At 63.8% G+C, this 21,738-nt stretch carries 19 protein-coding genes; 4 read left to right on the top strand and 15 right to left on the bottom strand.

Annotated features, from left to right (window positions below):
• Positions 1–287 precede the first annotated feature (287 nt).
• On the bottom strand, positions 288–2,582 hold the full coding sequence (locus BX592_RS13730; protein ID WP_134192334.1) for an NADP-dependent malic enzyme: 2,295 nt from the start codon (positions 2,580–2,582) through the stop codon (positions 288–290).
• 208 nt (positions 2,583–2,790) lie between these two features.
• On the opposite strand from BX592_RS13730, the gene thiL reads away from it, so the two are divergent.
• From thiL to BX592_RS13710, 4 genes are all read left to right on the top strand, one after another.
• Positions 2,791–3,816, top strand: a complete 1,026-nt coding sequence (gene thiL, locus BX592_RS13725) for a thiamine-phosphate kinase (RefSeq protein ID WP_134192333.1) — start codon at positions 2,791–2,793, stop codon at positions 3,814–3,816.
• Entirely contained in the window at positions 3,806–4,408 is a 603-nt protein-coding gene (locus BX592_RS13720) for a phosphatidylglycerophosphatase A family protein (protein ID WP_243849535.1), read from the top strand. The genes thiL and BX592_RS13720 overlap by 11 nt, the downstream gene beginning before the upstream one ends.
• Positions 4,409–4,525: 117 nt before the next feature.
• Positions 4,526–5,026, top strand: coding sequence for a CinA family protein (locus BX592_RS13715; protein ID WP_134192332.1), 501 nt, complete (start codon positions 4,526–4,528; stop codon positions 5,024–5,026).
• Between the two features lie 65 nt (positions 5,027–5,091).
• On the top strand, positions 5,092–5,613 hold the full coding sequence (locus BX592_RS13710) for a cupin domain-containing protein (RefSeq protein ID WP_134192331.1): 522 nt from the start codon (positions 5,092–5,094) through the stop codon (positions 5,611–5,613).
• 94 nt (positions 5,614–5,707) lie between these two features.
• Here the strand turns inward: BX592_RS13710 and pyrF are convergent, their stop codons facing one another.
• From pyrF to BX592_RS13640, 14 genes are all read right to left on the bottom strand, one after another.
• Positions 5,708–6,523, bottom strand: coding sequence for an orotidine-5'-phosphate decarboxylase (pyrF, locus tag BX592_RS13705; RefSeq protein WP_134192330.1), 816 nt, complete (start codon positions 6,521–6,523; stop codon positions 5,708–5,710).
• A gap of 164 nt (positions 6,524–6,687) precedes the next feature.
• Positions 6,688–7,758 carry an aldose 1-epimerase gene (locus tag BX592_RS13700; protein ID WP_134192329.1) on the bottom strand — a complete coding sequence of 357 codons (1,071 nt, stop codon included), beginning with the start codon at positions 7,756–7,758 and terminating at the stop codon, positions 6,688–6,690.
• A 234-nt stretch (positions 7,759–7,992) separates the two neighbouring features.
• Positions 7,993–8,925, bottom strand: coding sequence for an SMP-30/gluconolactonase/LRE family protein (locus BX592_RS13695; RefSeq protein ID WP_134192479.1), 933 nt, complete (start codon positions 8,923–8,925; stop codon positions 7,993–7,995).
• 14 nt (positions 8,926–8,939) lie between these two features.
• A complete protein-coding gene (locus BX592_RS13690; RefSeq protein ID WP_134192328.1) occupies positions 8,940–9,740 on the bottom strand; it encodes an SDR family NAD(P)-dependent oxidoreductase in 801 nt (266 codons plus the stop codon).
• Positions 9,741–9,822: 82 nt separating this feature from the next.
• Entirely contained in the window at positions 9,823–10,842 is a 1,020-nt protein-coding gene (araH, locus tag BX592_RS13685) for an L-arabinose ABC transporter permease AraH (protein ID WP_134192327.1), read from the bottom strand.
• Between the two features lie 28 nt (positions 10,843–10,870).
• Positions 10,871–12,394, bottom strand: a complete 1,524-nt coding sequence (gene araG, locus BX592_RS13680) for an L-arabinose ABC transporter ATP-binding protein AraG (protein WP_134192326.1) — start codon at positions 12,392–12,394, stop codon at positions 10,871–10,873.
• Positions 12,395–12,549: 155 nt separating this feature from the next.
• Entirely contained in the window at positions 12,550–13,548 is a 999-nt protein-coding gene (locus BX592_RS13675; RefSeq protein WP_134192325.1) for an arabinose ABC transporter substrate-binding protein, read from the bottom strand.
• Between the two features lie 188 nt (positions 13,549–13,736).
• A complete protein-coding gene (locus BX592_RS13670; protein ID WP_134192324.1) occupies positions 13,737–14,573 on the bottom strand; it encodes an SDR family oxidoreductase in 837 nt (278 codons plus the stop codon).
• Positions 14,570–15,250, bottom strand: a complete 681-nt coding sequence (locus BX592_RS13665; RefSeq protein WP_134192323.1) for a 2-dehydro-3-deoxy-6-phosphogalactonate aldolase — start codon at positions 15,248–15,250, stop codon at positions 14,570–14,572. The genes BX592_RS13670 and BX592_RS13665 overlap by 4 nt, the downstream gene beginning before the upstream one ends.
• A 54-nt stretch (positions 15,251–15,304) precedes the next feature.
• On the bottom strand, positions 15,305–16,426 hold the full coding sequence (locus tag BX592_RS13660; RefSeq protein ID WP_134192322.1) for a 2-dehydro-3-deoxygalactonokinase: 1,122 nt from the start codon (positions 16,424–16,426) through the stop codon (positions 15,305–15,307).
• Complete coding sequence (locus BX592_RS13655; protein WP_134192321.1) at positions 16,423–17,361, bottom strand: IclR family transcriptional regulator; 939 nt, start codon at positions 17,359–17,361, stop codon at positions 16,423–16,425. Before BX592_RS13655 ends, BX592_RS13660 begins: the two co-directional genes overlap by 4 nt.
• A gap of 423 nt (positions 17,362–17,784) precedes the next feature.
• Positions 17,785–18,516 carry a monofunctional biosynthetic peptidoglycan transglycosylase gene (mtgA, locus tag BX592_RS13650; RefSeq protein ID WP_134192320.1) on the bottom strand — a complete coding sequence of 244 codons (732 nt, stop codon included), beginning with the start codon at positions 18,514–18,516 and terminating at the stop codon, positions 17,785–17,787.
• A gap of 90 nt (positions 18,517–18,606) precedes the next feature.
• Complete coding sequence (aroE, locus tag BX592_RS13645) at positions 18,607–19,494, bottom strand: shikimate dehydrogenase (protein ID WP_134192319.1); 888 nt, start codon at positions 19,492–19,494, stop codon at positions 18,607–18,609.
• The gene (locus BX592_RS13640) at positions 19,491–21,659 is read right to left on the bottom strand and encodes a ribonuclease catalytic domain-containing protein (RefSeq protein ID WP_134192318.1); all 2,169 of its coding nucleotides are present in this window, start codon (positions 21,657–21,659) and stop codon (positions 19,491–19,493) included. Before BX592_RS13640 ends, aroE begins: the two co-directional genes overlap by 4 nt.
• Positions 21,660–21,738 lie beyond the last annotated feature (79 nt).

Below are 21,738 nucleotides of genomic sequence, written 5' to 3'. Positions count from 1 at the left end.
CAAACAAGATAAAATTAAACCAAGGCGGAGATGCGGGGCAAATACCTCATGCCTCCTTGCCCCGGGCGTTCCGCAAAACGGAATGCCAGCATCCGGCCTTTTTTGGGTGATTCAATCCCCTGCTCACCCTCAGGCGTGCCCGTTGCGGGCACGCCCTTTTTTGAGGGCGAAGGGTTTGCCGGTTTGCCGGCGTAAGCGACGTGAACTGTGCCGTGACCGCGCGTAAAAAAACGCCGCGGTTCGCTAATGCTCAACCGCGGCGGTCTGACGTCGGATCGGTCGTCGGTCTAACGCGTGGCGTTCGCGTCCGCGACGAGCAGCGCCGTCATGTTGACGATTCGTCGCACGGTCGCCGATGCGGTCAACACGGCCACCGGCTGTGCTGCGCCGAGCAGCATCGGACCGATCGCGATGTTGTTGCCCGCCGCCGTCTTCAGCAGGTTGTACGAGATGTTCGCCGCATCGATGTTCGGCAGCACGAGCAGATTGGCATCGCCTTCGAGCGTCGACTCCGGGAGAATTTCGCGGCGCAGATTCGCATCGAGTGCGACGTCGCCATGCATTTCACCATCCACTTGCAGGTCCGGTGCGTGCTCCTTCAGCAGTGCAAGCAGCTCGCGCATCTTCTGCGCGGACGGTGCGTGACTTGTGCCGAAATTCGAATGCGACAGCAACGCGATCTTCGGCACGATACCGAAGCGGCGCACTTCTTCGGCCGCCATGATCGTGATTTCGCACAGTTGCGCCGGCGTCGGATCGACGTTCACGTGCGTGTCGACGAGGAAAATCTGCCGGTTCGGCAACACCAGCGCGTTCATCGCCGCATAGACGCTCGCGCCTTCCTTCTTGCCTATCACCTGGTCGATGAAATGCAGATGGCGATGCGTGGTGCTGATCGTGCCGCAAATCATCCCGTCCGCTTCGCCCTTCTTCACGAGCATCGAACCGATCAGTGTGGTGCGGCGGCGCATTTCGAGCTTCGCCATCTGCTCACTGATGCCCTTGCGCGACATCATCTTCGCGTAGGTCTGCCAGAAGTCGCGATAGCGCTCGTCGTGATCCGTGTTGACGATCGTGTAGTCCTGCCCCGACACGAGACGCAGTCCATAGCGCGCAATGCGCTGCTCGATCACGGCCGGCCGGCCGATCAGCACCGGCTTTGCGATCTTCTCGTCGACGATGATCTGCACCGCGCGCAGCACGCGCTCTTCCTCGCCTTCCGCGAACACGATGCGCTTCTTCTCCGGCTCGACGCTGCGCGCAAGCTGGAAAATCGGTTTCATCGTATTGCCGCTGTGATAGACGAACTGCTGCAGATGCTGTTCGTACGCGTCCATGTCTTCGATCGGACGGGTCGCGACGCCGGAGTCCATCGCGGCCTTCGCGACAGCCGGCGCGACCTTGACGATCAGCCGCGGATCGAACGGCTTCGGAATCAGGTAGTCCGGCCCGAACGACAGATCCTGAATACCGTACGCGGTCGCGACGATATCGCTTTGTTCCTGGCGTGCCAGTTCGGCAATCGCGTTCACCGCGGCGATTTCCATCTCACGCGTGATAGTCGTTGCGCCCGCATCCAATGCGCCGCGGAAGATGAAAGGGAAGCACAGAACGTTGTTGACCTGGTTCGGATAGTCGGTGCGGCCGGTCGCGATCACTGCATCCGGACGCGCTTCGCGTGCGTCCTCAGGCAGGATTTCCGGCGTCGGGTTCGCCAGCGCCAGAATAAGCGGCTTGTCGGCCATGCCCTTGACCATCTCCTTCTTCAGCACGCCTGCGGCCGACAAACCGAGAAACACATCGGCGCCGCCGATCACTTCAGACAGCGTGCGCGCGTTCGTTTCGCGTGCGAAGCGTTCCTTGTCCGGATCCATCAGCTCAGTGCGGCCTTTGTAGACCACGCCGGCCAGGTCCGTCACGGTGATGTTATCGAGCGGCAGGCCGAGATCGACAAGCAGATCCAGACACGCGAGCGCCGCGGCACCCGCGCCCGACGCAACCAGCTTCACTTCGCGAATATTCTTGTTGACCACTTTCAGGCCATTCAGGATCGCGGCGGCAACGACGATCGCAGTACCGTGCTGGTCGTCGTGGAAGACCGGGATTTTCATCCGCTTGCGGCATTCACGCTCGACGATGAAGCAATCCGGCGCCTTGATGTCTTCGAGATTGATACCGCCGAACGTCGGCTCGAGCGCGGCAATCACGTCGACCAGCTTGTGCGGGTCCATCTCGTTCAGCTCGATGTCGAACACGTCGATGCCGGCGAACTTCTTGAAGAGCGCAGCCTTGCCTTCCATCACCGGCTTCGACGCGAGCGGGCCGATATTGCCGAGGCCGAGCACCGCCGTACCGTTCGTGACCACGCCGACCAGGTTGCTGCGCGCGGTGAAGCGCGCCGCATTCAGCGGGTTCTCGACGATTTCTTCACACGCGAATGCGACACCCGGCGAATACGCCAGCGCGAGATCGCGCTGATTGATCATCTGCTTCGTGGGAGTGACTGCGATCTTCCCCGGAGTCGGAAATTCGTGATAATCGAGCGCAGCTTCACGGAGTTTGCTATTGGCGGAATTCGACATAAGCGAGCCTGAATTGGCGGATTAGAATAGAAGTTCGACGGCATTGTAGCGCCAATCCCACAGTACGAGCCTTTCATTCCGAGTACAACCGCTGCGGCCGAAATGGAGCTAAAAGGCGCTCTGCGCCGATCGCATTGCAACGTTCACAGGTGTGTAGTTATCTTGAATGCAATGCACGGCTTCGGTCGCTAACCGTACCCCGGCACCCATGCCCAAGCTTTCAGAGTTCTCGTTGATCGACCGCTTCTTTGCGCGCCGTGCGGCCCGTGCGCGTGCATCCGCCGGCGCCGGACGCACCGCGCACGCCGCGACGCTCGGCATTGGCGACGATTGCGCGCTGCTCTCTCCACCCGCGGGCGAAACGCTCGCAATATCGACTGACATGCTGGTCGAAGGCCGTCACTTCTTCGCCGATATCGATCCGCGCGCGCTCGGCCATAAAGCGCTCGCAGTGAACCTGTCGGATCTCGCCGCGATGGGCGCGAAGCCGCAGTCGTTCACGCTCGCGTTCTCGCTGCCGCGCGCGGACGAAGCGTGGCTCGCCGCGTTCAGCGATGGGCTGTTCGAACTCGCCGAGCGGTTCGATTGCGAACTGATCGGCGGCGACACGACAGCCGGTCCGCTCAATTTGTGCATCACCGTTTTCGGTTCGGTGCCGCCGCATGTTGCACTGCGGCGCGACGCGGCTCTCCCCGGCGACGACATCTGGGTCTCCGGCACGCTCGGCGACGCACGCGCGGGGCTCGGTGTCGCACGTGGCGAGTGGCGAGCGGCCGATGCCGGCGACGCCGCGACATTCCGTCACGCACTCGAGCGCCCTGAGCCGCGCATCGCGCTCGGTCTCGCGCTACGCGGCATCGCGCACGCGGCACTCGACCTCTCCGACGGCCTCGCAGGCGATCTGATGCATATTCTCGAGCGCTCGCAGATGAATGCGAGCGTCAACGTCGACGCGCTGCCGCGCTCCGCGGCGCTGAGCCGTCTGCCGCCCGATGTGCAGCGCCGCTGCACGATAGCGGGCGGCGACGATTACGAGCTTTGCTTCACCGCGCCGCCCGCCGCGCGCGCATCAATTGAAAAAGTGAGTGACAACGTGGGCCTATGTACGACTCGCGTCGGTACAATAAACGCTTCCGATTCGTCCGACTCGCCGCCCACGATCGCATGGCACGACGCAGCGGGCGCGCGGCTTACATTGACGTTGCAAGGCTTCGATCATTTCCATGCAGACTGAACCTTCCGTCGGTTCGACACGCGGTCCCGCGGTAGACGGCGCGTCATCGGGCGCTTCGGTGCCGCGCGATGCACATGCCGTCGACAACCGCAGACCACGCGAGCCGCGCCCGCGCCGCGCGACGGCCCGCTTCATGTTGTCGCATCCGTTGCACCTGTTCTCGCTCGGCTTCGGCAGCGGGCTATCGCCGATCATGCCGGGTACGATCGGTACGCTGTTCGCATGGGCATCGTTCGCGCTGTTCGCGGACAGGCTGACGGTGATCGAATGGGGCGTTCTGATCGTCGCCGGTTTCTTCGGCGGAATCGCGGTCTGCGGGTTTACAGCGAACCGGCTTGGCATCGACGATCCATCACCGGTCGTTTGGGACGAAATCGTTGCATTCTGGCTCGTGCTGCTAATGGTCACACCGGTATCGTTCACGGGCCAGCTGTGGGCGTTTGTACTGTTCCGTTTCTTCGATATGGTGAAACCGCCGCCCATCCGATATTTCGACCGCAGACTGAAAGGCGGCTTCGGCATCATGTTCGATGATCTCGTCGCCGCGTTTTTCACGCTGCTGGTGATTGCGTTGTGGCGAATGGCGGTCTGAACGGCGCACATCGTCTGACGGTTGCCCGGTCGTCGTAACGGAACCGTAACGCAGCCGTAACGGAACCGCGGCGCGAAACGTCGTGCCTCAAGCTGGATACAAGCGCTGGATATAAGCATGCCTACCGATACCGTCGTCCACCAACTCGCGATTCGCGCCGGCAACCGATTGCGCGATGAGCGCCTGATGCTCGCGACTGCCGAGTCGTGCACGGGCGGCATGGTCGCGACTGCAATTACCGACATTTCAGGTAGTAGCGGCTGGTTCGAGCGTGGCTTCGTCACGTATTCGAATCAGGCGAAGAGCGAAATGATCGGCGTGCCGGCCGACATGATCGAAAAGCATGGCGCGGTCAGCGAGCCGGTCGCGCGCGCGATGGCTGAAGGCGCGCTGCGCAATAGCCGCGCGCAGGTGTCGCTCGCGATTACCGGCGTCGCCGGACCGGGTGGCGGCACGGAGACGAAGCCAGTCGGCATGGTGTCGTTTGGCTGGAGCAACCGTCTGCACACGGTGGTGGAGACGCTCGTATTCAAGGGCGATCGCGAACGGATTCGCGTGCAGGCGGCCGAACATGCGTTGCGCGGCCTGCTCAAATTGCTGGATGAAAGGGAGCGCTGAGACGTTCTATGGTTGATGTCCGATCCTTCAACGTCCGTTGCGCGCACCACTAGCGCATTTCAGCCATGTCCACGAATGCCCATTCTCAGAACGATCTGATTCGCCGCTTCGGTTTGTTGCCTCATCCGGAAGGCGGCTATTACCGCGAGACTTATCGCGCGACGCAGACCATCCATCGTCAGGAAAATGCAAACGAGCGGCGCTCGGCATCGACGGCGATTTACTACATGCTGTGCGACGGCGCGCATTCCGCGTGGCACCGGCTAAAGTCCGATGAAATCTGGCATTTCTATGCGGGGGAACCGCTGAATGTGCATGTACTTGACGGTCAAGGGAAGCTGACCACGCATCGTCTGGGCAACACGCTCACGCATCCGGACACCGTGTTTCAGGCGGTCGTGCTGGCGGGCGACTGGTTTGCGGCCGAATGCGAGGACCCGGAGAGCTTCGCGGTGGTCGGCTGCACGGTCGCGCCGGGCTTCGAATTCAGTGAGTTCGAAGTGGCCGACGTCGGACAGTTGCAGGTGCAGTACCCCGCGCATCGGGAACTGATTGCGCGGCTCGGGCCGGCGACAGGCGGCGAGTAAAAGCGGCGCGAAGAAGCGTGCGGCGTTGTCGCGACACGCGACAGGAAACACCGCGGAAATTCAGGCTGCTTCGAGTGCGATGCGTGCTGCGGGATCACCGATACGCGTTAATCCCATCCCGCGTCTTCTGCGCGGCCAGCGCGGCCGCGTCCGCGTAATCATCCCCATTGCCCGCATAGATAATCGCGCGCGACGAGTTGATCAGCATCCCCGTGCCCGCCGCCGTACGCCCCGCGCGCACCGTCGCTTCGACATCGCCGCCCTGCGCACCGATGCCCGGAATCAGCAACGGCATATCGCCGACCAGGCTACGCACCAATTCGATTTCTTTCGGGAACGTTGCACCCACCACGAGTCCCAACTGGCCGTTGGTGTTCCACTTCTCTGCCGCGCGCTGCGCGACGGTCTGATATAGCGGCCGTCCGCCGACATCGAGAAACTGCAGATCGGAGCCGCCCGGATTCGACGTCCGGCACAGCACGATCACGCCTTTGTCCTTGTGTTCAAGGTACGGTTCAAGCGAATCGAAGCCCATATACGGGTTGACCGTCACCGCATCCGCGCGATACCGCTCGAACGCTTCACGTGCGTACTGCTCGGCGGTGCTGCCGATGTCGCCGCGCTTGGCGTCGAGGATCACCGGCAATGCCGGGTGTTTCAGATGAATATGCGCGATCAGCTGCTCGAGCTGATCCTCCGCGCGGTGCGCGGCGAAATAGGCGATCTGTGGCTTGAATGCGCAAGCAAACGGCGCGGTCGCATCGACGATCTTGCGGCAAAAATCGAAGATCGCGTCCGACCGGTTCGCAAGCGCGCCAGGAAACTTTGTCGGTTCCGGATCGAGCCCTACGCACAGCAGCGAGTTCGTGTTTTGCCAGGCGAGATGAAGCGTCTGAATGAAGGTGGACATGGTGGAACCCGCGCGGGCATGGTGTGCAGATGAGGGGCGTATTTTACCCGCCTCTGCCGCAGCCTCTACGAGCGACGCGCGGTACCCGCATGCGACGCACGCCGCGGTTGCCGTGCTGGTGCCGTGCTGTCGTACCGCCGTTGCCCCGTTGCCGTGCTCGCGCGTTACTGCCGCCGCGCGCTGCGCCCGCCCGCCACCGCGCGCAACCCCGTGTGCTCGACGGTAAACCGGAACGTGCGCGACAACTGTTCGCCGCGCGCGAGCAGCGTCATCCCATGCTCAGCGGCCCCGCCGGGCAGATTCATCGCGTTGATCGGATGGTCGACCGGCTCGAAGCAGAAAAAGTCCTCACCGGGCGGCGTGTACAGCACATAGCAATCGGTGCTCGACGACACCGTCAGCGACAGCCGCCGTTTCTGCCACACGACCGCCGCGCGCCCGCTCCAGTCGGTAAACGCGTGATTGACCATCGAACCCGGCAGCGGATACGCAACGCCGAACTGCCACGCGGGCGGGGCCGGCACATGCCGCACCGGCAGCCAATCGTCGCCGGACAGCCACAAGCCCGCGGCGGCGGCCGACAGTTGCGTGTCGCCGTCGCGCACCAGAAACGGATGCACGCCCAGCCCGAACGGCAGCGTGTCGCGTCCGACGTTTTCGATGTCGAGCGTGATCACGAGTGTCGGACCATCGAGCGCATAGCTCTGCGTCGCGCGATACGCGTACGGCTTGCCATCGCTGCGATCGAGCGTCAGACGCACACTGTCCTGGTCCGCTTCGGCAACCTGCCACGACGCGAGCCAACCGTCGCCGTGAATCGGCAGTGCTTCGCCGGCGCGATTGCACGGCACCTCGACCGTGCGGCCGCCGACGCTGAACCGCCCGCCGCCGATCCGGTTCGAGTACGGCAGCAGCGAATAGCACGCGAGTTCGTTCGCATCGGTCTGTCCGTTGACGTGCCGGCAGCGCCGGAACACCGGCACCAGATTGCCTTCGCTGCGCCAGTCGAAACGGGTCAGGCCGCCGCCCAGACGGGGCGCGACATCGACGCGCAAATGCGCATTGGCCAGCGTCAGACAGTCAACCTCGCCCACGCCCGACGCGCCGATCGCAACCGCCGAGGTGCTCGGGCCGGCCAGCACCGGATTAGTCGCCGCCTGGAGACGCGCGCGGCGCGTTTGAGTGGGGGAAGAAGACGCGGACGAAGACGGGACAGCAGAATTCGCGACAGTCATATCAAAGCTCCCTCGAGAGGCATCGAATGTCGCCGTCGGCGGACGGCGGCTTATGCGGGCAACGCGGCGAACCGGCCGCCTCTTTGGATCTGTGCTGCGTGCTGCGAACTGCCCTGCTTCAAGCGGATCAAGCGAAGTAACGCTAGTCGAAACAAATGAACCACGCGTTAAAAGCGCGGTGGCGTGCAACGCCCGCCACCGAAAAACCAGACCGGCACGCAGCGGCTAATCGGTTCACCGAGCAGTGCCGTTTTTCACCGGCGCTCCCTCGAACAGCGCCTCCGGCAAACCACGCCGCGCCGGCGTCGCGACGAACACACCGCCCGCGAGAGAATCCGCGCGCAGCGCGTCGGCATCGAGACCGACACGCGCACTCGTCACATACAGCGTCGAAAGCCGCGCCCCCCCCAATGCGACACAGCTAGGCTGCGCGGTCGGTACGATCACGCGCTCCGTTTCGACGCCGTTCGCGTCGTAGCGAACGACCCGGCTGCCGCCCCAATGGGCGTTCCACAAGCCGCCTTCGGCATCGACCGTCGAGCCGTCGGGTTCGCCGGTTTTATCGGTCAGCCGCACAAACAGGCGCTCGTTCTCAACACGGCCATCCGCGCGGTAATCGCATACGCGAATCTCGCGGGTCGGCGAATCGCAGAAGTACATCGTCGCGCCGTCCGGGCTGAACGCAATGCTGTTCGAAATTGCCGGCGCCGGCAACGGCAGCCGTTCGAGCGTCAGATCGCGATTGAGCCGGTAGAAGCCGCCGATCGGCCGCGCGCGCGAGCCTTCGTCTTTGGTGCCGAACACGAAACGGCCCTGGCGGTCGCACCGGCCATCGTTCACGCGCGTGTTCAGACCTGGTTCGACGTCGACGATCGTCTCGATCTCGCCGGTCGCCAGATCGAAGAATGCGAGACGCGACGCCAGCCCGAGCAGCAGGTAATGCGGATCGGCGCACAGCGCAAAGGTCGCGAGCCGCTCCGGCATCGTCCACGACGTGCTGCGTTTCGCGGTCGGATCGTAGCGCCACAGCCGCGCGCCTTCGATGTCGGTCCAGTAGAACTGGCCGCTACGCGCGCACCACGTCGCGCCTTCGCCGAGCGCGCATTTCGCGTCGATCGCGAGCACCGCGCGCTGCGCTTGTCCATTCTGTTGTTTGTCCGATTGCATCACTGACGTACCGCTCATGCCCACCCTCCGTCGACAATCATGTCCTGTGCGGTAATCATCCGGCTGTCGTCGGCGGCGAGAAACAGCGCCATCCGTGCAAGATCGTCCGGCATCAGTTCCGCATCGATGCACTGCCCTTCCTTGATCGCGCGGCGCCCCGCGTCGTCAAGCCAAAGGCGCTTCTGTTTTTCCGTCATCACCCAGCCGGGCACCAGCGAGTTAACCCGGATACCGAACGCGCCAAGGTCGCGCGCGAGTCCGCGCGTCAGACCTTGTACCGCTGATTTCGCCATCACGTAAACTGGATAGTTGCCATTTTTCAACATCCAGCTGATCGAGCCGAGGTTGATAATCGAGCCGCCGCGGGCCGCTTTCATATCGTCAACCACCGCCTGCGCGGCAAAAAACTGATGCCGCACGTTCACCGCGATGCCCGCATCGAACGACTGCGGCGTGACTTCCGTGATCGTGTGGCGTTTGTCGTTCGCCGCATTGTTGACCAGCACCGCAAGCGGCCCGATCGCCGCGCGCACGTCGGCGATCGCCTTGCGCAGCGCGTCGATATCGGTCACATCGCAGCGCGCGAACAGCGGCTTATGACGCGAATCGCCGAGTTCATCGGCAAGCGCATCGCCCGCCGTTTCGTCGATATCGAAGAACGCGACGCGCGCGCCCTGCGCGGCGAAATGCTCGACGAACGACGCGCCGATGCCGGTCGCGCCGCCCGTGATCAGCACCGTGCGGTCCGTCAGGCTCGGATAGTGCGCATAGGCGTCGCTTGCATGCCGTGCGCTTGCGTTAGCGGGAGACGACATCGTTCGATTCCGTTGGGTTCGGTTGGTCAAAAGTCGCTTTTTTAAAGCTCGCTTACCGTGTCTATCACGCGCCGCGCGTCAATCAATCGCGCGAGCCGCGGTTCTTCAACTGATCGAGCAGCACCGCCGCGAGCAGGATCGCGCCGCGCACGAGGTACTGATAGAACGCGTCGATGTTCAGCAGGTTCATCACGTTCTCGACGGTACCCATGATCAGCACGCCGATCACGACCCCCGAGATCGTCGCGCGACCACCCAGCAGCGACACGCCGCCGAGCACACACGCGGAGATCACGTTGAGCTCGAAGCCTTCCGCCGCGTTCGGCTGGCCCGACGTAATACGCGACGCAAGGATCACACCGGCCAACGCGGTCACCGCGCCCTGAATCAGGAAGATATAGACGCGCGTACGCTCGACATTGATACCGGCGAGGCGCGACGCTTCCGGATTTCCGCCGATCGCAAGCGTATTACGGCCATACACGGTCTGATTGAGCATCACGCCGAACACGATGAAGCAGACCAGCGTGACCCAGATCGGCAGCGACACGCCAAAGAAGGTCAGGCCGCCCAGCGCGATAAACGTATCCGACGACACGCCGACCGCCTGCCCGTGCGACGCGATAAAGCCGAGGCCGCGCACGATTTCCATCGTTGCGAGCGTCGTGATCAGCGCGTTGATGCGCAGATACGCGATCACCGCGCCGTTCACGAAGCCGATCACCGCGCCCGCGAACACCGCGGCCACGATCGCAATAAACGTGTTGCCGGTCGCATTCAGCACCATCGCGCACAACACACCGGCAAACGCGACCGTCGACCCCACGGACAGGTCGAAATCGCGCGACGCGAGACAGAACATCATCGTGCACGCGACCATGCCGATCTGCGAGATCGACAACGCGAGACCGAGCATGTTCTCGATCGAGAAGAAGTGCTCGACCGTCAGCGACATCGTGATGAACATCACGACGAAGATCACGATCAGGCTGTACTCGGTAATCTGCTGCCACCATTTCTGGCGATCGCTCGCCTGTGGAATCAGCGCTTCAGCGGCGCTTTTCGCCGCCTGTTGCGCGAGGTTTTCTCCAGCGTGTTGCATTTCATTGCTCCTCGGCCTTCTTTGGCACTCATGCCGCCTGCGCGGTTTCAGATACTGTCGAACTCTTCGGCAATGCAAGGCTCAGCACCGATTGCTCGGTGGCCGCGCCGCGCGCCAGTTCCCCGGAAATGCGGCCTTGCCGCATCACGACAATGCGATCGGAAACGCCCAGCACTTCCGGCAACTCCGACGAAATCATCACGATCGCGCAGCCGCGTTCCGCAAGCTGATAGATCACGTTGTAAATCTCATGCTTCGCACCGACGTCGATGCCGCGCGTCGGTTCGTCGAGGATCACGACCTTCAGGTCCGGTTCCGCGAGCCAGCGCGACAGAATCGCCTTTTGCTGGTTACCGCCGGACAGGAAGCGAATCTTCTGACGGCGGCTGGGCGTCTTGATCTTCAGCAGCTTGATAAAGCGGTCCGCGGTTTCCGCCTCCTTCTTGCGATCGAGAAAAATGCCCGCGCGCAAAAAGTGGCGCCGGCAACTGATGTTGATGTTCTCCGCCACCGACGCGATCGCGACAATGCCCTCTTCCTTGCGGTCTTCGGGGCACAACACGATGCCCTGGCGAATCGCATCGCCGGCGCTTTTCACCTTGATCGGCTTGCCGTCGAGCGTGAGCTGACCGCCCTTTTTCGGATCGTCGCCGTAGATCAGATGCATCAGCTCGCTGCGCCCCGCGCCGACCAGACCGAAGAACCCGACAATCTCTCCGCGCCGCACTTCGAAGCTGGCCGGCTCGGTGAGCGGCTTGCCTTCGATGCCCTTCGCCGAGAATCGCACTTCGCCGAGCGCGCGCGGTGTGTAGCTATAGATGTCCGAGATTTCCCGGCCCACCATTTCGCTGACGATCGTATCGCGGCTCACGCCTTCGAGCGTCTCATGCGACGCGACCTTGCGGCCGTCGCGGAAAATCGTGCAGGCGTCGCACAGCTGATAGATCTCGTCCATCCGGTGCGAGATATAGATCAACGCGCGGTTGTCCGCGCGCAGGTCGCGCACCAGCTTGAACAGCACTTCGGTTTCGCGATGCGACAGCGAGCTGGTCGGCTCGTCGAGCGCAATCACACGCGCATTGCGCATCAGCGCCTTGCAGATTTCGACCATCTGCCGCTGCGCGATCGACAGCTTGCGCAGCTTCGCGTCCGGATTGAGTTCGACGCCCATCGCCGCCAGCTGCTCGCGAACGTAGCGCTTCGCGTAGCGCTTGTTCACCCAGCCGAGCGAATTCGGCAAGCGGCCGAGCATCAGGTTTTCGGCCACCGTCAGATCCGGCACGTACTGCAATTCCTGGTGAATCACCGCGATGCCGGCCGCAATCGACGCACCGGCACTGCCGAAATGCACTTCGTTGCCGTCGATCAATACACACCCCGAGTCCGGCTGATATTCGCCGCCGAGGATTTTCAGCAGGGTCGATTTCCCTGCGCCGTTCTCGCCCATCAGGCCGTGCACCTGGCCCGCATGCACGTCGAACGAAATGCCGTCGAGCGCACGTACGCCTGGAAACACCTTGCCGATATTGTCAAAACGCAGCGTCGCTGACACTTCGCCTCCTGTTGCCACTGGGTTTGCCGTATGCAAACCGTTTATGCAATCCACTGATGCAAACCGTTTCCGCAAAACGCGCGGACGTGCTCGCCGTCCACGCGCTTTGCCGTTGCTACGTTGCTACTTCTCACGTCGGCTGCTACGCACAGCCATTACTTCGACGCGAGACCCATCTCCTTACGCACTTCCGCCACGTTGTCGCGCGTGGCCAGCATGCCGGTCGTCAGCGTCAGCAGCGGCGGCTCCTTGCCTTGCGTGATCCATGCGTACATCAGGTCGGAGGTTTCCTCGCCGTGGCGCTTCGGGCTGATGATCACGGTGCCGTAGAAGCCCGTCGGTTGCGGCTTCTTGAACTCGTTCAGTGCCGAATCCGAACCGCCGATACCGATGCCGATCATGTTGTCGGCTTTGAAGCCGCGGCCTTCAGCAGCGCGCACTGCGCCGAGCACCGCTTCGTCGTTCAGGCCGTATGCGACCCAGTGCTTGAACTGCGGGTTCTTCGTCAGCGCGATGTTTGCCGCGTTGAACGCGTTCTCCGTGTCGGTCTTCGCTTGCGGCGCGGCGACGATGTTCGCCTTCGGGAAGCCCGCGGCGACCAGCGCATCGGTCGCACCGGCGGTGCGGTCATGCGCGGTCGGCAGCTGCTCGTAGGTCACGTCGATTGCGCCGACGTCCTTCATGTCCCAGCCGCGCTTCTTGATCTCGGCGGCGATGCCGTCACCGACCTGCTTGCCGATGTTGTACGCGGAGATGCCCATATGCGGCACCGACTCGATCGGCTTGCCCGCACCGTCGACGAGGCGGTCATCCACCGTCATCATCTTCAGGCCATCGGCCTTGGCCTTCGCGACGATCCCCGGCCCGAGCTTCACGTCCGGCGTGCAGATCACAAAGCCTTGCGCCTTCTGCGCAGCGAGGTTGTCGATCGCGCTCATCACCTTCTCGCCCGACGGCGCACCGATCTTCACCAGCGTGAAGCCCTTCTCCTTGGCCGCGATTTCGGCAAATTTCCATTCGTCCTGGAACCACGGCTCTTCCGGCTGCTTCACGAGGAAGCCGATCTTCACCTGATCGGCTGCCTGCGCGACCGGCGCATTGAACAGCACCGCCGTCGCGGCCGCTGCGAGCGTGAGGAATATTCTGCGTTTCATATTGCGTGTCTCCTGACTAGGTAACGAGAAGGTTATCGGCCGCGTCTTCTTGTACCGGAACTGACACACGCGGCCAGCGCGTCAACCGGTTCACTTTGCTCGCCACGTTTGCGTTGGCGCTTTTTGCTGTGCTTCTGACTGCGCGTTTTGCTGCTTTTACTTTTTGCGGCTTTTACTTTTGCGGTCTATCAATCGTGATACAGCGCGGAGCGCCCGCCATCGACGGTAATGCAGCTCGCGTTGATAAACGGCGCTTCATCGGACGCGAGAAACACGGCGGTCATCGCCACTTCATCGGGACGGCCGATGCGCTTCATCGGCTGCAAGTCGAGCGTCGCCTGCTGCGCGGCGGCCGGGTCCGGCTGGTTATCCCACCAGTCGCGCGTCAACTGCGTTTCGATATAGCCGGGTGCAATCGCATTCACGCGCACATGACGCGGCGCATATTCGATGCCGAGCGCGCGCGTCAGGCCAATCACGCCGTGTTTGGCAACCGGATACGGAAAGCAGCCCGGAATGATCTTGAATGAGTGCGTCGACGCGATATTCACGATGCTGCCGCGGCCGCGCTCGACCATGCCCGGCAGCGCCGCGCGACAGCCGTTCCAGACGCCGTCGAGATCGACTGCGAAACAGCGGCGCCAATCATCGTCGGTCATCGTCAGCGGATCGCAGAACACGTTGATGCCGGCATTGTTCACGAGCACGTCGAGCGGGCCGAACGCGCGTTGCGCTTCGTCGACTGCATGCTGCACGGAAGCGGACTGTGTGACGTCGGTGCGCACCGCGAGCACGCGTGCGGCGCTACCGCCGCTACCGCCGCTACCGCCGCTTGTATCGCTTGTGCCCCGGTTAGCGTCAACCACCGCCGCTTCGATTTCGCGCGCGGTGCGCTGCGCCGTTTCGAGATCGAGTTCGGCGAGCACAACCGCCGCGCCTTCGCGCGCGAACGCATGCGCAATCGCCGCGCCGATGCCGCGCCCGGCGCCGGTGATCAGGGCGACTTTGCCGGCGAGGCGATTCATTTCTTCGCACCTGCCCGCGCAATGCGCAGCCCGTTGATAAAGGCTTTCGCATGCGATGCGGTCGTCGCGGCGCTCTGGCCCGGCTTGTACAGCGCGGAACCCAGACCGAAACCGTTCGCGCCGGCGGTCAGAAACGGCCCCATGTTGTCCGGCGTGACGCCACCGACCGGCAGCAGCGGCACCTGCGCCGCGATCACCGCGCGCCATGCCTTGACCACCTGGCAGCCGAGTTGCTCGGCGGGGAACATCTTCAGTACGTCCGCGCCGTGCTTGAGCGCGATAAACGCCTCGGTCGGTGTGGCGACGCCCGGTGAACACGCCATCGCATGCGACTTCGCCGCACTGACGACTTCCGGGTCCGCATGCGGCATCACGATCAGTTCGCCTCCCGCCTGCTTCACCTGCGGTACGAATGCGGCTTGCAACACCGTGCCCGCACCGACAATCGCGTCGGCCGGCAGTGCGTGGCGAATCGCCGAGATGCTGTCGAACGGCTGCGGCGAATTGAGCGGCACTTCGACAATCCGGAAACCCGCTTCATAGAGCGCACGGCCATGATCGGCGGCATCCACGGGCGTCACGCCGCGCAGGATCGCAATCAGCGGACACGCTTCGAAGGCGGCCATCAAGCCGGCGTGTGGCTGGTAGGGTCCGGGCAGATTCAGTTCAACTTGCATGTCGGTTCCTTTTCCTTTCGCGTGTCCGTTGCGGCTCGCGTTGTGATGTTTCGGCTAGCCGATGCGCGCCGCCGGCGCGGCGCTGGCGGCAGGCGTGACAAGCCCCGCCTGCACCGCGATGCGCCACAGACCGCGCTCGGTGGCGTGCTTGACGAGTTCCGCCGACTGACAGCCGAATTGCGTCAGCGCGAGCCGGTATCGCTCGCACAACGCCTCGTTGCCGATCAGCCGCAGCGTGCGCCCGGCAAGCGTCGCCTGCTGGCGCTCGAGCACCGCTTCGAGACCATTCAGTTCATGTCCGATCAACAGCCCCGACAGGTAGTCAGGCTGCTCTTCGCGCGTCAGCTGCGCGGTCAAGCCAAGCGTGCGGGTGCTGAAGATCGTCGCGAGCACGCCCGCGTGACCGTGATTGCGCGCAACACTGATGCCGCGCAGAAATGCCGCGGTGTCGGGACGATCGGGCGTCGTCATCGTGCGGCCGAGAATCGTGTGCTCGGACAGCGCCGCGAAAACCTCGCCCGTCATAAACGTATAGAAGCGCTCGATCCGCGCACCGCGCACAACCACCCACTTCGCATGCGTGCCGGGCAAGCCGATCAGCGCGCTTTGCTGTACGCCCGTGGCGGCGGACGGGTTCACTGCGCTTCCCGCGTCACCGGTTCCACCAGCCGCGAGCGCGCCGAAAATCTGCGTCTCTTCGCCGCGCATCACGTTCGGCAACTCGCCGCGCTCGAGCACGCCAGGCACGATGTTCAACGCAATACCGCGTGTGGTCTGCACCTGCACGATGCCGCGCACGATCGCGTCGGCGCTCGCGGGCGTTTCGACATACGGTGCTTCCTTCCAGCCCTGCGCGCTGCCGACCATGCCGGCCGCGATCACCGGCAAGTGCGGAGCGTCGTCAAGCCAACTGCCGCACACCGCGTCGAACGCGGCGTCAAAACCGCCTTCGCTCGCGGCACGTGGCAGATTCATGATGCCCGCCGTCGATGCGCGCGTTTCGAGCAACTGACCCGCCGCGTCGAACAGATAAGCGCGCAGCGCGGTGGTGCCCCAATCGAGCGCGATAAGCGCCGCGTCGTAACGCACGGCGCGCGACGCCGCTGTGCCGGCGCTGCCTTGCTGCGCGTCACGTGACGCGGCAGCGATGGACGGCGATGAAGCCCGATCTGTCATCGCTTGATCCTGCGGGTAGCCGGTTGCGGCGCACGCCAGCCGAGTTCCTCCGAGATCGCACGCGCTTCGCGCTGCAACACCGGAATCAGTTCATCCATCCGCTCAAGCGACATATACGGAATCGTGCTCGCCACCGACAGCGCCGCGACGATCGCACCCGACGCGTCGCGCACCGGCGCCGCGACACAACGGATTGACGCTTCGTTCTCTTCGAGATCGAACGTGAAGCCGCCGCCCGCATAATTGGTCATCCGCTGCATGAAGGTCTGCAGATCCGGCCGGTTATCGGGCTTGAAGCTGACGCCAGCGAGCGCGCGGCGCGACGCGTCGAACAGTTTCTGCCATGCCTCGGGCGCGAGGTCGAGCATCATCGCCTTGCCGATACCGGTCGACGCGAGCGGCATCCGGTGGCCGACGCGTGAGCGCATTTCGAGGCCGCGCGTGCCGGGAATCTTGTCGATATACAGCACGTCGTCGCCGTCACGCACACCGAGATGGATCGTGTCGTGCGTCTCTTCCGCGAGCGCCGCGAGGTGCGGGCGCGCAACCGTCGTCAGCGGCATCTGCTCGAGCGCGATCGTGCCGAGCTCAATCAGCTTCGGACCGAGCAGATAGCCGCCCTGCACCTGGCGCAGGTAACGCGCCTGCACGAGGCTGCTGACCAGCCGGTGCGTCGTGCTGCGCGTGGTGCCGAGCGCGGCGCCGAACGTGCGCAGGTCGCGCACGCCGGCCGCGGCGGCTTCGAGAATCGCGAGGCCGCGCAGCAAGGTCTGCGTGCCGGCCTGCTGCGGCGTGATATCGAGCAGTGTGCTGGGCAGCGCGATCGTGTCGCGATCGGCGGGAGGAAGCACCGCGCCGTTCGACGGGCGCGGCGCGACAGGTTTTCTCACCGCGTCGCTTTCGGACCCGGCGTAATTGGTCATCGCTTTATTCATGGCGATCAGGGCAAACAGATTGAGTGATTGCTACGCGCGGCCGGCGCGGCGGCGGACAGCATTTACGGTTGCAGCGAGTGTCGCGGGGCAGCACGACGCGCGGCATACGCGCGGCGACTGCCGGAACAGAATCAAGGCCATAGAGGGTTGTCTCCGATTCGTTTTGCGCTTCGTCGCGCCTATGCTGCGGTGGCGCCGACGAGAGTTTTTTGCCGACGGGTCAGCTTGTTGGATCGGATTGTAGGGTGCTTTTTTGCAATACACCAATATGTGAATGCACCAATCACATATTGGGACAAGCAAACTGAATGCATTCTGAAAGCAAAACGGCGATTGCCCTCGGGTGGGCAATCGCCGTTTTGCTGTTGTCTTCCAGCGGGTTCGCGGTAGCGTCCGCGCGTGGGATTCGCGTGTGGAATCCGCCTAGTCGGGCAGTTCGGCCGCCCCCATGCGCCTTGCGATCACGCGGGCGCGCTGCGCGAGGTAGCCGGAATTGCGGTGCTCGTCGAAGTATCGGGGCCGCGGCAGCATCACCGCGAGCCGCGCCGCCTGGCCGGCCGACAGCTTCGCAGCAGACGTCTTGAAGTAATAACGCGCCGCCGCCTCCGCGCCATAAACACCATTGCCCCATTCGACCGAATTCAGATAGATCTCGAAGATGCGCTGCTTGTCCATCAGCGTCTCGAGCATCCACGTGATGACGAGCTCCTGTCCTTTGCGGATGTAGCTCTTTTCACGCGACAGGAACAGATTGCGCGCGAGTTGCTGCGTGATCGTCGAGCCGCCCGCGACGATCCTGCCGCGCGCCTTGTTCCGTTCCCACGCCTGCAGGATCGCGTCCGTTTCGTAGCCGTTGTTGTTGACGAAGTTCGCGTCCTCGGATGCGATGATCGCGCGCTTCAGATTGCGCGAAATCTGGTCGTACGGCACCCAGATATGCTGGATCGACAGATCGGGCCGGTCCTGCGCGAGACGCCACGCGTCGGAGCGCATGAACGCAGTCGATTGCGGATTCACGTAGTTCCACAGCGCGATTTGCCCGAAGTAAAACGCCTGCGTCACGATCCATGAAAACGCGAATACAGCCACGCCGTACGCGAGCCACCGGCCGAGACCGATCGTCGTCACGCGTCTTTGGCGCTTCGTTCGTGTCATGTTGTTCGCTATGCTCAACGCCGCTCGCCTGTTGACCCTGTGGACAGTAAAGGCAGCCCGCTCACGCCGGCCGGACAACGGCCGCGAACGCTACGCGCCGTCCGGCGCGGCGATCTGCTTGCGCAACTGCGCGCGCAGTTCCGCGAGTACCGGCGCGCCATCAGGCCGCACGCCGCGCCACACATAAAAAGACTCGGCGGCCTGCTCGACCAGCATGCCGAGACCATCCGCCGCACGCGCGCCAAGCGTCTGCGCATGCTGCATAAAGACGGTCGGCCGCGCGCCGTACATCATGTCGTACGCGAGCGTTTGCGCGCCGAATGCACTGTTATCGCATTCGGGAAGCGCGCCGTCCAGACTCCCAGCGGTTGCGTTGACGATCACGTCATAAGCGCCCGCTTGCACCGTTTCCGCCGCCTGTGCGCCACCGCCCGTCAGACGGCAACCCGCATCGCGTGCCGCCTGCGCGAACTGTGCAACCAGTGCGTCGGCCTTCGCCGCGGTGCGATTGACGATCGTCAGTTCGCGCGGCGCGCGCTCGAGCATCGGTAGTACGACGCCGCGCGCGGCGCCACCCGCGCCGAGCAGCAGCACGCGTGCGCCCGCGAGCGATACGCGCAGGTTCACTTCGATGTCGCGCACGAGGCCGAAGCCGTCAGTGTTGTCGCCATAGATACCGGCTGCGTCGAAGCGCAACGTGTTCACCGCGCCCGCGGCCGCGGCGCGCGGCGACAACGTGTCGGCCAGCGCATGCGCGTCGAGCTTGAACGGCACCGTCACGTTCAGCCCGCGACCGCCCGCTTCAATAAACTCGCGCACGTGCGGCACGAACGCATCGACCGGCGCGAGGAGCCGGCCGTATTCGACCGGCTCGCCGGTCTGCTCCGCAAAACGTGCATGAATAAACGGCGACTTGCTGTGCGCGATCGGATTGCCGATCACCGCATAACGGTCGCGCGACAGCGGCGGCGTGCTCATCGGCCCGGCTCGGTGGCATGGTGTGGATCGGACCCGGCGTCGGCGCCGTCGCCCGCTGCGTCGCCTGCACCATCGCTATCGTGCTCGCCGCCGCGCTGCGTCGTGCCTTCGACGGAGGCTGCGTCACCCGCGCTCGCACCATCGGAGTCGGCTTCGGCCTGCGCCTCGGCTTCGCTTTCGGCGGATTCGTCCGCTGCGTCGACGATTTCCTCGTCGCCTTCGCTGTCGTCGGCTTCCTCGGCGTCGGCGCCGCTTGTCACAGTCGGCGCGTCCAGCACATGCACGAGGCGCACCGACGCCTCGATCGTCAGTTCATCGATCGACATCACATCGAGCAGCACGCGCGTGTTGCGCGCATGCACGCCGAGGCCCGGCACGTGCAACAGCAACGGCACTTCTTCGAGCCGCACCAGATCTCCCTTCACCACCGTCGCGACGACCTGTTTCCGGTCTTCCTGCTTGATCCATCGCAGGCACCAGAAGTACTCCATCCGGCGCTGATGATCCGCATAAGCGGTATAGGTATCGTCAAAGCCCTGCACGACGGCGAATAGATCCGCGTCCTTCGGCTTGAACGGCGCGGCCAGCTTCGCGGTCACGCCGTGGTTCACGCACGCGAGCAATTGCCACTGGTTGACCAGGTCGACATAACGGCGCAGCGGCGACGTGCTCCACGCGTACTGCGCGACGCCGAGCCCCTCGTGCGGCGCCGCCGTGGTTTGCATCCGCGTGCGCTTCGGGCCGGTCGGCGCGCCGAACGCGCGTTGCGACCGGTAGATGCCCGGCACGCCGTGGTCGTGCAGAAATGCGCCCCACGTCGAGTTCGCGAGAATCGCGAGTTCCGCGACGATCAGGTCGAGCGGCGAGCCGCGCCGGCGCGGCGTGATCGTCACATGTTCGCCTTCGACGTAGAAGTTGAAATCGGTATTGCGCTGCACTTCGCGTCTGAGGCCATAGCTCGCCCGCATCGCCTGGCGCTTTTCGAACAGCGCCTGCGCGAACGGCCACAGCACGGCGATGTCGTCCTTGTGCGGATAATCGCCGGTGCCGGCGGCGAGCGCCTCTTCGGTCACCAGCTCGTCGAGTGTGTTGTGCCGCAGATTGCTCTTCACGAACACGAACTCGGCACGCGTTTCGCTCGCGACGATTTCCTGCGTCTCGCGGTTCACGATGCTATACAGCGACAGCGCCGGACGCATGCCGCCCTCGGCCAGCGTAAACACGTCGACGACTTCGTCGGGCAGCATCGTGATCTTGTCGCCCGGCATATATACCGTCGACAGCCGCGCGCGCGCAATCGCGTCGACCGCATCGCCGCGCTCGATGCCCAGCGCCGGCGCCGCAATATGCACGCCGATCCGCACCCGGCCATCGGCAAGATGCTCGACCGAAAACGCATCGTCGATTTCAGTGGTCGTCACATCGTCGATCGAGAACGCTTCGACCTCGGCTTGCGGCAGATCTTCCGGCAGCGCGCCGATGCTCACCGGCGGGAAAGCGGTGCCGTGCGGAAAAAACTCGGACAGAAAACGAGCCTCATGCAGCGTGCGCGCCGAAGGAATCGCGCCGCAGTCGAGCATCATTCGCGCCGGCGACACGCCACGCTCCGCGGCGGCCGCTTCGAGCGCCTTGTATTCGATTGAATTCTTGTCCGGCTTCGTCAACAGCCCGAGCACCTTGCCCGCGAACGCATCCGGCAGCCGTCCCGCCTTCAGTTCCTCTTCGTAGCCCGACTGCACGAGCGCCTGCTGACGCTTGCGTTCGAGCGACGCGAGCGCCATCTGTAACTGCTCCTGCGGCGCGCGCTGATACTGGCCGCGCCCCTTGCGCCGGAAGTAGATCGGCGAGCTATGCATGCGCAGCACGAGCGCCGCGCGCTCGATCGGTCCGAATCCGTCGCCGAAATATTCGGCGCCGAGCGTCGCGAACGCAAACTCGTCCTCCGGCGCGCATTCCCACAGAAAGTCGAGATCGATCTGCTGCGCGGCCGCGTCCGCCTGCTCCATCAACTCGCCGGCGGCCGGCTTGTCGAATTCGATCAGCACGTCCTTCGCGCGCACCTTGGCGCGCCGTCCGCCCGGCAATTCGACCTGGAATGCGTCGCCTTGCTTCGACAGCACGCTGCCTGCCTTGAAACTGCCCGATTCCTCAAAGAAAACGTTCACTCAATACTCTCGTTCTGGCTTGCGTCGACCGCCGCAGGTCGCTCCGGTATGCATCGCAGCCCGGATGCATGTGCGCCGT

Source organism: Paraburkholderia rhizosphaerae (genome assembly GCF_004366595.1).
Classification (GTDB): domain Bacteria; phylum Pseudomonadota; class Gammaproteobacteria; order Burkholderiales; family Burkholderiaceae; genus Paraburkholderia; species Paraburkholderia rhizosphaerae.
Note: the sequence above shows the minus strand (reverse complement) of the source record. Positions and strands in the feature narration are given on the sequence as shown.

Excerpts from the sequence above, each read along its gene's own strand:
- BX592_RS13730 (WP_134192334.1), bottom strand. The coding sequence starts at position 2,582 with ATGTCGAATTCCGCCAATAGCAAACTCCGTGAAGCTGCGCTCGATTAT.
- thiL (WP_134192333.1), top strand. The coding sequence starts at position 2,791 with ATGCCCAAGCTTTCAGAGTTCTCGTTGATCGACCGCTTCTTTGCGCGC.
- BX592_RS13720 (WP_243849535.1), top strand. The coding sequence starts at position 3,806 with ATGCAGACTGAACCTTCCGTCGGTTCGACACGCGGTCCCGCGGTAGAC.
- BX592_RS13715 (WP_134192332.1), top strand. The coding sequence starts at position 4,526 with ATGCCTACCGATACCGTCGTCCACCAACTCGCGATTCGCGCCGGCAAC.
- BX592_RS13710 (WP_134192331.1), top strand. The coding sequence starts at position 5,092 with ATGTCCACGAATGCCCATTCTCAGAACGATCTGATTCGCCGCTTCGGT.
- pyrF (WP_134192330.1), bottom strand. The coding sequence starts at position 6,523 with ATGTCCACCTTCATTCAGACGCTTCATCTCGCCTGGCAAAACACGAAC.
- BX592_RS13700 (WP_134192329.1), bottom strand. The coding sequence starts at position 7,758 with ATGACTGTCGCGAATTCTGCTGTCCCGTCTTCGTCCGCGTCTTCTTCC.
- BX592_RS13695 (WP_134192479.1), bottom strand. The coding sequence starts at position 8,925 with ATGCAATCGGACAAACAACAGAATGGACAAGCGCAGCGCGCGGTGCTC.
- BX592_RS13690 (WP_134192328.1), bottom strand. The coding sequence starts at position 9,740 with ATGTCGTCTCCCGCTAACGCAAGCGCACGGCATGCAAGCGACGCCTAT.
- araH (WP_134192327.1), bottom strand. The coding sequence starts at position 10,842 with ATGCAACACGCTGGAGAAAACCTCGCGCAACAGGCGGCGAAAAGCGCC.
- BX592_RS13675 (WP_134192325.1), bottom strand. The coding sequence starts at position 13,548 with ATGAAACGCAGAATATTCCTCACGCTCGCAGCGGCCGCGACGGCGGTG.
- BX592_RS13670 (WP_134192324.1), bottom strand. The coding sequence starts at position 14,573 with ATGAATCGCCTCGCCGGCAAAGTCGCCCTGATCACCGGCGCCGGGCGC.
- BX592_RS13665 (WP_134192323.1), bottom strand. The coding sequence starts at position 15,250 with ATGCAAGTTGAACTGAATCTGCCCGGACCCTACCAGCCACACGCCGGC.
- BX592_RS13660 (WP_134192322.1), bottom strand. The coding sequence starts at position 16,426 with ATGACAGATCGGGCTTCATCGCCGTCCATCGCTGCCGCGTCACGTGAC.
- BX592_RS13655 (WP_134192321.1), bottom strand. The coding sequence starts at position 17,361 with ATGAATAAAGCGATGACCAATTACGCCGGGTCCGAAAGCGACGCGGTG.
- mtgA (WP_134192320.1), bottom strand. The coding sequence starts at position 18,516 with ATGACACGAACGAAGCGCCAAAGACGCGTGACGACGATCGGTCTCGGC.
- aroE (WP_134192319.1), bottom strand. The coding sequence starts at position 19,494 with ATGAGCACGCCGCCGCTGTCGCGCGACCGTTATGCGGTGATCGGCAAT.